11 protein-coding genes and 1 pseudogene are annotated in these 12,472 nt (G+C 42.1%); 4 read left to right on the top strand and 8 right to left on the bottom strand.

From position 1 onward, the window contains the following. Positions 1–235: 235 nt before the first annotated feature. The 3 genes and pseudogenes from ACHZA2_RS17280 to ACHZA2_RS17270 all read right to left on the bottom strand — a co-directional run bounded on the left by ACHZA2_RS17280 (position 236) and on the right by ACHZA2_RS17270 (position 1,748). Entirely contained in the window at positions 236–655 is a 420-nt protein-coding gene (locus tag ACHZA2_RS17280; protein ID WP_319580743.1) for a sugar O-acetyltransferase, read from the bottom strand. Further along, a pseudogene (locus tag ACHZA2_RS17275) lies at positions 656–781 on the bottom strand (maltose acetyltransferase domain-containing protein); the annotation flags it as partial. A 175-nt stretch (positions 782–956) separates the two neighbouring features. Beyond that, on the bottom strand, positions 957–1,748 hold the full coding sequence (locus ACHZA2_RS17270) for an alpha/beta hydrolase (RefSeq protein WP_319580742.1): 792 nt from the start codon (positions 1,746–1,748) through the stop codon (positions 957–959). A gap of 608 nt (positions 1,749–2,356) precedes the next feature. Here ACHZA2_RS17270 and ACHZA2_RS17265 point away from each other — a divergent pair. Together ACHZA2_RS17265 and ACHZA2_RS17260 are read left to right on the top strand one after the other, a co-directional pair. Beyond that, positions 2,357–2,680, top strand: a complete 324-nt coding sequence (locus ACHZA2_RS17265) for a HEPN domain-containing protein (protein WP_319580741.1) — start codon at positions 2,357–2,359, stop codon at positions 2,678–2,680. Then, positions 2,653–3,018 carry a nucleotidyltransferase domain-containing protein gene (locus ACHZA2_RS17260; protein WP_319580740.1) on the top strand — a complete coding sequence of 122 codons (366 nt, stop codon included), beginning with the start codon at positions 2,653–2,655 and terminating at the stop codon, positions 3,016–3,018. Before ACHZA2_RS17265 ends, ACHZA2_RS17260 begins: the two co-directional genes overlap by 28 nt. A gap of 398 nt (positions 3,019–3,416) precedes the next feature. Here the strand turns inward: ACHZA2_RS17260 and ACHZA2_RS17255 are convergent, their stop codons facing one another. Both ACHZA2_RS17255 and ACHZA2_RS17250 read right to left on the bottom strand, forming a co-directional pair. Continuing rightward, positions 3,417–4,178 carry a methyltransferase domain-containing protein gene (locus ACHZA2_RS17255; protein ID WP_319580739.1) on the bottom strand — a complete coding sequence of 254 codons (762 nt, stop codon included), beginning with the start codon at positions 4,176–4,178 and terminating at the stop codon, positions 3,417–3,419. 175 nt (positions 4,179–4,353) lie between these two features. Beyond that, positions 4,354–4,884 (bottom strand): hypothetical protein, encoded by a 531-nt coding sequence (locus tag ACHZA2_RS17250; protein ID WP_319580738.1) that lies wholly within the window; start codon positions 4,882–4,884, stop codon positions 4,354–4,356. Positions 4,885–5,524: 640 nt separating this feature from the next. Here ACHZA2_RS17250 and ACHZA2_RS17245 point away from each other — a divergent pair. Then, complete coding sequence (locus tag ACHZA2_RS17245) at positions 5,525–5,737, top strand: hypothetical protein (RefSeq protein WP_319537671.1); 213 nt, start codon at positions 5,525–5,527, stop codon at positions 5,735–5,737. Positions 5,738–6,295: 558 nt separating this feature from the next. On the opposite strand, the gene ACHZA2_RS17240 is transcribed toward ACHZA2_RS17245, so the two are convergent. Further along, positions 6,296–6,712, bottom strand: a complete 417-nt coding sequence (locus ACHZA2_RS17240) for a hypothetical protein (RefSeq protein ID WP_319580737.1) — start codon at positions 6,710–6,712, stop codon at positions 6,296–6,298. A gap of 672 nt (positions 6,713–7,384) precedes the next feature. On the opposite strand from ACHZA2_RS17240, the gene ACHZA2_RS17235 reads away from it, so the two are divergent. Continuing rightward, a complete protein-coding gene (locus ACHZA2_RS17235; protein WP_319580736.1) occupies positions 7,385–8,662 on the top strand; it encodes an ABC transporter substrate-binding protein in 1,278 nt (425 codons plus the stop codon). Positions 8,663–8,840: 178 nt separating this feature from the next. On the opposite strand, the gene ACHZA2_RS17230 is transcribed toward ACHZA2_RS17235, so the two are convergent. Continuing rightward, the gene (locus ACHZA2_RS17230) at positions 8,841–11,276 is read right to left on the bottom strand and encodes a PKD domain-containing protein (protein ID WP_319580735.1); all 2,436 of its coding nucleotides are present in this window, start codon (positions 11,274–11,276) and stop codon (positions 8,841–8,843) included. A 416-nt stretch (positions 11,277–11,692) separates the two neighbouring features. After that, the gene (locus ACHZA2_RS17225; protein WP_319580734.1) at positions 11,693–12,379 is read right to left on the bottom strand and encodes a S41 family peptidase; all 687 of its coding nucleotides are present in this window, start codon (positions 12,377–12,379) and stop codon (positions 11,693–11,695) included. Between the last annotated feature and the right edge of the window lie 93 nt (positions 12,380–12,472).

Genomic DNA, 12,472 nt, shown 5'->3' with positions numbered 1-12,472 from the left:
GAACTCAAACTTTTTTTGGCTTTAGACCGGAGTTTGAGGCCGGGATCTCTAATATCGTCCTAATAACACTGATTTTTTTAGCATTCTCGTACCTATTTAGCCTGTCTCAACATCCCTACCCATATGATGAAAAGATAATCACGTGGAAAACCCGTAGAACTGGATGGATAGACGGTTATCCCTCATACCCTTGTATAACCCTAAAACGACTTAAGAGGCACATACGAGGAGTTATTTATGTGTCGAGATTAATCGATCTCATCACCCGGCACGGATTTCCAACAGCGACTACATCATCAGGTATATCTTTTGTAACTACACTCCCTGCCCCGATTACTGAATTATTCCTAATCGTTACCCCGGGAAGGATGATCGATCCACCTCCTATCCAAACGTTATCTCCTATTGTTACTGGATATGCACACTCAACATGAGAACGTCTTGTAGATGGGTTTACCGGATGTGTGGCAGTGTAGATCTGTACACCAGGTCCCAATAATGTGTTTTCTCCGATCTGAACACGAGCACAATCAAGGATCACACAATTGAAGTTTGCGTAAAAGTTCTTCCCAAAGGTGATATTGACTCCATAATCACAATAAAATGGAGTTTCAATAATGATAGTTTTATCAACCGGCTGTTTAACCAGTTTCACTAACAATCGTCTCCTGATCTTTGGATCCTCCTCAGTTCTGTTATATTTCTGGAAAATTTTCCGAGCTTTTTTCCGAACCGATACGAGATAATCATCTGAACTATCATATTCAACCCCCTCTATCATCTTATTCCACTCACTCATATCGCGTTTCATTCTATCAAACTCACAAATTATTCAATAATATTCACCATGAAGCAAACCCCCATGGTCTTGTATGGACCATGTGCGACTGAATAAGTACGAAGCTCCATTTTTGTCTCTATCCGGGTTACGTAGTACATGCCTTAATGTTACCCGATTACGTTAGGAACCGTGAGATCATCTCACCAACCCTGACCGGCTCCTGAAAGATCAGTCCATGAGCTGCATCTTCTACAACGACGCGTTCAGCTCCCGGAATAGCATCTGCAATGATCGTTGCATTTTGTGGTGGGGTCACAATATCCCGATCACCAGTGATCACAAGAACTGGTTTCCTGATTACATGGAGATCCGAGTACACACCTTTCCAGGTCGCCAGGGCATCATATTGCTCCATAATAGATCGTGGATCTGCTACTTCTCCGTGGTCTACGAACCAACTCATGGGATCCTGGTGCTGTTTCCGGAACGAATCAGTCAGGAGGAGACGGCCGGCCCGTTCAAGATATGCATCAAGGTCTGCCGGCTCCATTCCCATCTCTTCAATGACCCGGTCATCCGCTGGGACACACTCTGATCCACCGCAATCGGTACTAATGAGAACGAGGTGATCTACGAGTTCCGGATACCTGATCGTAAATTCAAGCCCGATCATCCCTCCCATCGAATAGCCCACAATATGAACCGGACCATCTGCCAGTTGAGAAATAAGATCATGGAGATCCTGAGCCCCCTGGGGTATGGTGAACTTTACCGACGGATTCATCACACCTGAAATGCCCCGGTGATTGTAGAGGATAACCCGGAACGATGAGGCAAGGACTGATATCATTTGTCCCGGCCATTCGTCCAGTGTCATCCCATATCCGAGGACAAAGACAATAGTAGGTCCACTTCCCTGGATGACATACCTGAGGGGGATGTTGTCTTGTGTGAGGATCTCCGTCATATGATATTTCTTATAAGCATCGTACCGGTTATTAATGGTATTCAACCGGTCCGGTATACCGGGGTTCGGAATGTAGATTCCGGTTGAGCAGAAATTCTGATTTTGGGAGAATTCACCGATAGAGATGACATAGTTTACCCGGATGAACTATCAACTCTATTCGCTATTCCTTCTGTCTATCGCACCGTTCTGAAAATGATTTACCATTCTGGTGAGTCGATGTCGATAGAGAGAACGAATTCCTAGATCTTACATAACACAATCTTAATCAGATCGCAAGATTTGGAATTGATAAGCAATCATTCAACACATCGGAGGAATGAATCAGGGTAGTAGTATATCATCTCCTCATCCAGGATATCTGTTAAAGTGTTCAGGTTCATCAGAAGAAACCAGATACTGGGAATCAATCTACTATAGTCAATTTATGTTCTAATTTTTTGGAATAAATGAAACATGAAGAGAAGATACGAACCCTGGAAAGGATACAATAATATAGATAACTATGAGATTATAGAGAATAAAACCCCGGTAATTGGTGGTATATGACTCCATCATTAGAAGAATGGGTATAACAGGCTGAGTACGACCAGAATGCATCTGAACGAATGCTCGAGAGCAATCTGCCAGCCCATGCGACTTTTACTATTCATCTAGCCTTGGAAAAAATCTTAAAAGCCTATTATATACATAAAACCTCTAAAAATCCTCCAAAAACCCATAGTCTCCTCTTTTTTACCGGTGCATTAGCAATTACCCTACCTTACGAGGGTCAAAACCTCCTGGAAGAACTGGAAGGCATGGGAATAGAAGCCAGATATCCTCCTGACTTGGATCAAACACTACAGGAATTACCAATTGAACGTGTTCAGAACATTCTTACGATAGCGAAGCAGGTATTTGTATGGATCAAAGCAGAGTTACTGCAATAATCAAATATTTGACTGAAGAACTTCAAAAATCAGGAGTGAATACTGATTCAGTTCACTTGTTTGGATCATATGCCAATGGCACTGCTTCAGAAGAGAGTGATATTGACATAGCAGTTATATCACCGGATTTTAGAGGATTTATATTTTCAAAACGGTTCCATCTCCTGGGATCTGCTCTTATTAATACAATCCGCAAATACCAGGTACCAATAGACATAATACCTCTTACACCCGAAGAATTTGAACAAGAACAATCAATTCGAATGGATTTTATTCGTCAAGGAATAGTTATACCTATCCACCCGATTCCGCATCCAAATAGTTCTGTTAAATTATAAATCTCTATTTTTTCATGAATCATAAGATATTGTAGATTATGCCGGGATCGTATGTGGCGGGTATGTATCTACTCCTGGAGGTCCCTGGGTTTCTCTCCGCTCATTCATCATAAGAGAAGAGCACAATGATGATTGATCAGAATTTTCTTATTCTGACACCTGGATTGGCTTATGAAATATCCCATCATCAATCGACATTGTCAGGATATCTCTCTCAATAAATCCCGGAATCCCTTCTGGTTATTCACATTCGCGACTTGAACTCAAGAACCCGTATTTCATTTCATCCCAATCAGTTATGGCCTGACAGGGCACTCCCACCCGTAATGTCACCTTCTTCCGGGATGAGGGATGGGTATTTCATCGCTATCAGACCTGCAGACTCGTGCCTGATCAGCCTATGGTTTTTTTCCGGTAATGATCAGAAGTGTTGCACCCTGATCATAGGGACTCCCGTCAAAATCACCAAATGCCTGAATGTCTGTGAACCCTGCCATTTCACAAAGTCTGATGAGGTCACTGGCCCCATAGAGGCTGTGCTCAAATGTGAATGATCTGATATTTCCGTTTCTGATAAGGGTCCATTCACTCCTGATCCTGTTCCAGTTATCCAGGATCTCGTGATTCTGGATAAACAGTCCGTCTTCAGTCTTTGTAGTAAGAAATTCTTCAAAATCCTTGGCGATAACCTCTTTTCCCATCACCTCGATAACAAACGACCCACCTGACCTGAGGCTTAGGGCGATATTTTTCAGAACCAGGAGATCCTCTGCAGGATCCTTAAAATATCCAAACGAAGTGTAGAGGTTCAGAACCAGATCGTATGACTCCTGCCTGACAAACTCCCGCATATCGGAGAGAACCCATTCGATCTCTCCTGTATCTGCATATTCTCTCTTTGCTATCTTGAGAAGGAACGGCGACTTGTCAACACCGGTCACCTGATATCCCTCTCTGGCTAACAGCCCTGCAAATCTTCCCGGACCGCAGCAGAGATCGAGGACCGAATGGACCGGGTGATCAATAAGATCTATGATCTTCTCCATCTCTTCCTGAGCCTGTTCAAACAGTTCATCAGGAAATAAGACCGGATAGAAATCTTCCCAGAATGATTCGTTCTCAAACCATTCTTCATCTGCTCCGCGGGTTGCAGGTTGCATATATAGATGTTATCCTGTAGCATTATGACGATTTTGGGAAATCTTTTGTACATTAAGGAAAAGGAATACCTGATGTATCAACCTGGGTTTGGATTGATACAGTGATTTCATCAAAACTGGTTTGATCATGTAGATCAGAGAAGGTTAATTGGAGGTTTTGTATTCACGAAACCCGTCAGGATACCCGGGCCTCTGTCATCAGGAAATCAGGCAACCTGATCTGATTGGACCTCATCGGTGAATGTGGTGAACCGGTCCGGTTGTCTACACCGGGCATATCAATCGTGATCGCCTTATGGACATACGTTTCAAACTTGTTCAACCAGGCATCAGCCCGGGTTCCAAGGAGGAATATTGTCTGTGTCCCTGTCACCTTTTTTCTCGCCAACAAGGCTATGGCTCTGATCAGATCTGCATGATTATCATAGAATCCGGGGTCATGCTCTATGATAATCAGTGACTCCTTCGTCCTCTGGAGAGTCTCATATACCTCCTGCCCGGATGAGACCCGTTCTACTTTTAACTTAAATTTTCCTGGTTGAATTCGTGAAAGAACGAATGGTACTTCCCCTGATATGATGAGTACATCCCTGTACTCTTTTTTCAGGTATGTATTGAGGCCCTCCGCCAACAGGTTTGAAGGAGCGATGAGAAGGGAGAACATCCTTCTGTAATAGATGAGACCGGGATTGATCAGGGAGGACATTGTGTATGATGATCGATCAGGCTGGTATCTAAAGATTAGGTAAACAGGGTGAAAGTGTTCGGGATTTTATTATTGGTTTTACCATTTAATCTATTCATCCGCCAATGTGGAAACCGGGCATGATTTGAGGGTGTAGATAGATATTCTCATATGACCCGGTTAGTGGAATACCACATACCTCTGTCCAGTAAACGGTGAATGATCTGGTTGATCTTCATATGAACATATCTCTCTGAAGAAGATGTATCGAATGACCAGAGGATAGAGTTGGATCATCTATGACCAAACCTCATATAGTTCTTCTCCTCAACTGGAATGTCTTCACTTTTCGGGAGATCTTTTCCTATTCCTATATTATCATCTCAACGAAATTAAATCATTATTGAGTCATTTCTTCTATCTGAGCGAACTTTGCCGATTTGCATGTAAGTCACATGCCAGTCGGGGTCGGTAATTCCACCCATGACTTGAACCAGGAGACAACAGGTAATTGGCAGTGTCATCTACAGTGAGATTCCCGGGGGGTTGTTCATTTGAGACCTGATGGTACACAATAAAAAGTTACAAGAATTAAGTGAATATACGCCAGATTCATTTCACAATCCTTATATTTTTACCAAGACCAGTTACACTGATTCATATGGGACTCATTTGGGAGATGCATCAACAGGGACAGGGAAGAAGACGTGATGCCAGACAGATGATGGCATCTGCTTCACTTGAACAGAGAGTAGCTGAACTTGAGAAAGAGGTTGATGAGATGAACAATCTCCTTGAACGGGTCATCACCAAACTGGAAGAGACACTCGGGACCGATCTCGATGGAGATGGGAAAGTCCCTGTGAAAAAGTAACTCCTTTTATTCTATTGTACAAATATAATTCTCTTTCTTCAACATCAGGGTATGGTGAGGACAGGAGTCGTGTACACTTCGGATTACTGGACATACCGATTCATCAGTAAAAACAGATGATCAGAGTAGTCCTTGATAATCTTCTCATTCTGGCTATTTGCTGTAATTGATTTTAGATCCAGGTTATTTGAAATCATTTCTTATTCTTATATTCCGGACTCAAGAGGGTGATTGGATATTCCTTCTTCTGAGTTCAAGATATCCTGTTGTGATAATCGAAGGGATTTGAGATTTTTTCTACCCTGGCTTTCAGCATTCTATCGTGTTGAGCAATGATCTGGATTATTCCATACCTATTTGCATTATATTATTGCCTGATTGAGTTATCTTGAACACCGGGAAATCCTTGATATTCCATTCAATATCAGATACCAGATACCATCGAGCGGCACTCTCATCGTCAGGGAAGAGAGATTCTTGTCTTCTTACCTGATTGAACAATAAAGGCCTTTTGATGTAGTGAAGAAGATAATCAATCCAACAATTATCCTAAAAAAGTTAATCGTGAGGTCTTTTTTTGCCGTTGACCGGAACAGTATCTTTATCCTCAATATATACCCCAATCGTCTGATAAGTACCCTTCAACGATGTTGTATTTCCTTCTTGTACAAAATTACGTAACCGCGTTCCATCATAATACTGAAGCGGGATTACATTCAAAGTGAGCCTGTTGTTGTTATCCGAGAGTGATATATTGGAGATAATCCTGAGTGCTTCAGTATTTCCAGATTGTCCAACGAGAACAATCGAAGAATCCAGAGGATATTGCAATTCATTCATCAGAGAAACCGGGACCAATTTATTTGTATTATCTGATTCAATATTCACATATGGAACGAGTTTCTGAATGGTTATTACCTCGCTTCCACCTGATCCCTCCTCGATTGTAGAATTACCTCCCTGAAGATAGATCAATACATCCGGTGTTTCATCCGCAGAAGCAACCCCGATTACAAGAAAGAACAGGAATATACATACAAGTCCTGGAAGACGAATGTGAAGCATGATTTGGTAGTTGATATAGATTGAATAAATGCTTTCTCAGGATGGGGTAAAAAAAGGAGTACACACATTGTATTGGTGATACCAGACATATCCGGGAGAAGATTGATGATGAATTGTCAGCCTGACCAGGTTAATGGAAATAATGTGTCTCTAGTCCTAACCATGGTTAAAACAGATCAATTCAGCTATCGGCATGGTCAATACCGTCAGAAGATTGTGATGTAGGAAATACTGACTATATTTAGTTTTTAGAAATATCCCTTTACACGTTCGGGTTCGATGGATGACCCAGGTTTGGGAGATACAGACTTAAGGACCCACAAAGCTTGGGATCTATAGAATAAGTAGAGGATTGAAAAATGAATACGATCCCGGAATCTTAACCCTACTGTCTGGAATCGAACTCATCCTAATTATGTCTGGCATGACATTTGTGAATACAGGAACTAAAACAGAATTCATTGTATAAGTACTCTCATAATGTAGTCTCATTCGGCGTTTATGTATAATCTGCGAATTATTCACGGGTTTCCCGTTAAGGTAAAATCGAAAGTCTATTATCACACCCAAATGATGTAACATATGATCATTTCTCGTACAGATAACTCACTTCGAGTTATAACCTGTGTTCTTCTTCTCATTGGGCTGTGTGTATGTCAGATCTCTCTTGCGGAAAGTACGTCTTCCGATACCTCGACTATAACCCTGTATGGTCTCTTTCCAACGAATGGATCATTAACAGCAGGAGGAGAATCATCCAAAACTGCATTTAACCTTGCGATCTCTGATATCAACACATTTCTGAAAGATGGTGGTTCAAAGATCCAGGTGAAGGGAGTTACAACAGAGATCGGATCAGATCCGGAATCTGCACTTGATGCAATTCAAAAGCTCCATGAATCAGGAGTCACGATGGTTATCTGCTATCTTTCAAGTGCACAGATTGAAGCGATAAAGGAGTATGCAGACTCAAACGGCGTTCTCATAGTATCTGTAGGATCTTCAGCAACTGAATTATCTATACCTGATGATAATATCCTTCGGTTTAACACAGATGATTCTGTTCAGGGTCTTTCTGTCGTTAATCTCTTTAAGCAGGATAATATCACAACAGTAATTCCACTTGCCAGAAATGATATCTGGGGAAAGGGTCTTATTAAGACAGTTAAGAGCAATCTATCAGATTCCATCACCGTTGATGAAGGCATCTGGTATGACCCGACTACGACCTCTTTCACAGATTCTCTATCACAACTCGATAAAAAAGTTAGCGATGAATTACAGACAAACGATGCGTCAAAAATCGCTGTGTATGTCATCTCGTTCACTGAACTTGAGCAGATCTTCAAGGATGCAAAAACGAATGGATACTCAAATCTTGAGAAGGTGAGATGGTATGGCTGTGATGGTAATGCACTCACACCGGCATTAACCGGTTCCGGGGACGTTCCCGAATATGCATATGAGCGTAACTTTACCGGCCTTACTGTAGGTCCAAACTTAAATTACAAACAAAATCCGGTATATCAGTCGCTGAAAAAGACCCTTGGAAAGGAACCTGACGGGTCCTCATATGGGTGTTATGATGCAACAAACATTGCATACCGAACCCTTCTCATGAATGGAAACACCGATGCGAAAACCCTTCGTGATGAAGTGATTGCTATTTCTAATTCATATGTTGGTGTTGCAGGATTAGCAATGAAAAATGAAGCTGGAGATGCAAGAGAAGGACATTATATCCTCTGGGGAATTGTAAAGGATAATGGAGAATACAGCCAGAAAGCTCAGGCCGAAGTCGCATCATGGTTTAACTATGGTGTTCGCCAGACTGTCTCCTTTTATCCGGTAAAGGAATAACTCCTCCTCACTTCCTTTTTATCACAGAGATATTCCCAATATACTATATACTTGGGCGATGACACACAAATTCACTGCCTCATCTGGATATATCAAATGCATCTGGTATATACCGGTGAAATCACCCCGTTCACCAGAAAAGTTAAACCTGTATACCTTAAAAAAAGCGGATTATCATTCACGTTGCAACAATTGCATCGTGAATTCGTAAGCTCCCGCCAAAGTCCTTATTTGTGACAGACAACGTCACCGGGTAGGAACCTGGTGAAGTATAGGTATGGGTTGGATTCGGCACTGATGAATAGGATCCATCACCAAAGTCCCAGTTCCATGATACCGGATTTCCTATACTGAGATCCTTGAAGTCCACAATCAGCGGGGCATTTCCGGTTGTCGGGTACGCTGAGAACTGTGTGGTAATCTTTCCTGGTACTGGAGTTGGGGTAGGCTCAACACCTGGCCCATCTGTGACTGTGATGTAGTTATTCCATACTCCATACCCTCCGGTCTGATTATTCAGAGCACGTAAGGTCACGGTATAGGTTCCTGGGATTTCATATACATGAACCGGATTTTGGGTTGAATTGGTTGTTCCATCTCCAAACTGCCAGTACCATGAGGAGGGTGTACCCAGAGATTCTTTTGATGAGAAAGAGACAGTCAGAGGTTTCTCTCCGTATCGGGTCGAACCGTTAAAGAATGCATGAACCTGCCCTGGTGTTGCATTGCCAACCGCCTGAATTGTATGATCTTCTGTGAGCTGGGAGAAAGTCCAGTTTGGTACGCTTCCTTGTGACTTCGAATCCACAATAACATCAGTGATATCTGCTCCTGGCTTTGCCTGGGTGATAAAAGTCTGGTTCGTGTATGACTGATACGAATTGTTCCCCTGTGGAACAACAACACCCCAGGTATTTGCAGTTGAATTGATCTTCACTGACTTCTGCGGAACAAGAGGGGCAGTATCATACATTCCCGTTAGGACTATGAATGGAGTTGTAGTATATCCGGTAACGTTTGGAGTCTGCTCATCAGACCATCCAGTACCATTTTCATTGCTCCAGTAATTTCCGGCAATAAACGGCCCTCCGACAACATTTGTTCCTCGCTGTGGTCCGGATGGGTTGGTCCATACATAGTGGTAATTACTAAAATTCCCCTCCCCTCCGACATTTGTCTGACTTCCTAGATAATTATTGTAAATTACTCCTTCACCGGTTCCATCTGCATTTCTGATCCATATGCCATACCGTTTTATCTGGTTGATCTGATTCCCAGTCACGGTTGTATTGTAACTATCAGCGATTCCGAGTCCGGTTGTCGCATTTGTAATAATATTATTGATGACACTAGAATTTGTTCCTAGACATGCTACCCCATCCGCTGATGTATCCCGGACAGTGTTGGCAATAGTTTTCCCATTGTCACCTATGAGAAATACACCGGATAAGTAACATGAATAAAGACTGTTATGTGTTATACGTCCGTCTGCTCCGATCAAAAGGATTCCATATCCGGCATTGGAGATTGTATTGTCGGAGATGGTCACATTCTTTGCTGTCGAAAATATCCCATACCTGTAAAGAGAAGTATATGATATTGTATTATTGGATATGATAAAATTCGGAACATTCGATCCTATGGCGTTTTCGTTATGTCCGAAGAAATTTTCTGAGCATACGCCGCCATCTCCTGGAGATAGGAGAACTCCATACAAAAGACTACGTAATATGGTATTCTCTCTAATTGTCGGATATTTTCCTGAGTTCGTTACCCCATACCTGTTATCTGTAAAAATGTTCTTTTCAAGGCTCAGGTTATTTGAATAACTCTGCAGCCCATAACCATTTTTACTAAACGTGTTCTCTTTTAATTGTGGATCTTCTCCATAGAGAAGAACTCCGGCAAAAGTCTGGTTTATGAGGGTATTATGGATCATTGCAAAATTCAGGCCAAAACTATTTGCACATCCATACATATTATCAGAGATTGAATTATTTACCAGGTTTACCTGATTACCTGTCGTTTTAACTCCATAATAGAACTGCTTGATTCCGTTAAAGTTTTTGAGAGATATGTTTGATCTTCCAGACTCGATGGCGACTCCCGTATTTTTTAGTGTTCCTGATATCGATTGTGCATTTCCATCAAGAACCACATCAGATGCACCGATTCGAATCGCGGTGTTGTTCGTTGTAGAGAACCCATTCTGGAGTGTGTATGATCCGGATGAAGAGATATAATAACTCTGATCAGTTCCTGTGGTATTGAAATAATAATATCCACTACCCTCCGGAGTCGGGGTGATCGGAACGAGAACTGCACTACCCATCGTTTCCAATCCGGTATCTGCGAATGTACCTGATGATACAACCGGATTTAAATCATTCACTGGTAATTCAGGCTCTTCAATATCAGTCCGGTAATCAGGGAATGCGGGGATGGTGATATTTTCAGTGCCTGTCACAAATATCTGGGATGAAAGCAGAGTGCTCGTATTCATCCCGGGTATACTGATGGCTGTCTCTGCTGCACTTATACCGGTCGCTACTGTAAATAAAACCAGTATAAATAGTAGTAATATGCTGATAAAGGAGGATTTTGAGTACATCATGTACCTATGATCATTGAGTTGATCATTTCTTTGTGATCTTCAGTACGAAGCAGTTTAGTTCCTGTACTGGCATATAAAATCTGGTACAGATCTTGTCCATTGATATTACTCGTTACACCCATTATTTACCCCATTTATTGGAAATTCTACACTCCGAGAGTTGATATAGGGTATATTATGGTGAGAAAAATATAATTGTATCCTTTAGTGCTACAGGAATCAGAACAGATCCTGCAGGTAAGGATATATGGAATACATAAACAGATGCGAACTTGAGAAATAGAACTGCAGAGTATTCTTGATCGGTACACAGGAAAAGGGGGATGATTGGGTATCAACCCAATAGAAATTCACATCTGATAGTTTCTGTCAGATTATTGAGAATCCATCGCTTATTAAGACCTGCATATATGTATTCATTCAGACTGTTTTTGTAAGGCCTGTACTGCATATGTGAGCTGAACATCTTCTCCTGCCATTGCCCTGGCAAGAGTTTCTTCATTCATAGGGACCCGGACATGAGGAGCAACCCCTCCAGTCCGTGATGCATCACTATCCATCTGGATGGTTCGATTCTCATTCAAAGAAGCACCATCCGGATATAATATCTCCATATCTAATGGGAGTATTGCAGCTGCAGTAACCATGCCGAATGCCCCGTCCGTTCCATACCATGAAACAACTTTACCTCTGGCGGTCTTGTTCATGATCATCGGAACTCCTTCACCTGAACTGATCGTATCCGGGCTGACCATGATAACTACCGGGCCTTCATATATTTGAGGTCGTGGTTTTGTACATGCAGCAGAGGTAATTTTCACTTTCTGGACCCCGGGATCATAGGTTGTAACAAACTCGTAGAAAACAGGCTCTTTCGCAAACCAACCCGCGATACAGGAGGCCAGATTGTCATCACCGCCACCATTAAACCGCAGATCTAGTACGATACCAGCAGTGTTATTGGCAATAGCAGAGAGCACGGCCTCTTTAAACGGCTGGTAAACCTCATATGACTCCTCATAGAGCGCTATGTAGGTATATCCACCGTCAAGAATCCTGACGGTCATGAGATCAGGGCTGATCTGTGGCTTGACATCAAGCAACACATTTTCGATGCCATAATCATTTATATTTTTACCAAGGAAGAATGAAGAGCGGTTGACTGTATCATACCGGTCATCGAAGGCAGTCAGAAG

The sequence above is a fragment of the uncultured Methanospirillum sp. genome (assembly GCF_963668415.2).
In the GTDB taxonomy this organism is placed as follows: Archaea; Halobacteriota; Methanomicrobia; order Methanomicrobiales; family Methanospirillaceae; genus Methanospirillum.
Note: the sequence above shows the minus strand (reverse complement) of the source record. Positions and strands in the feature narration are given on the sequence as shown.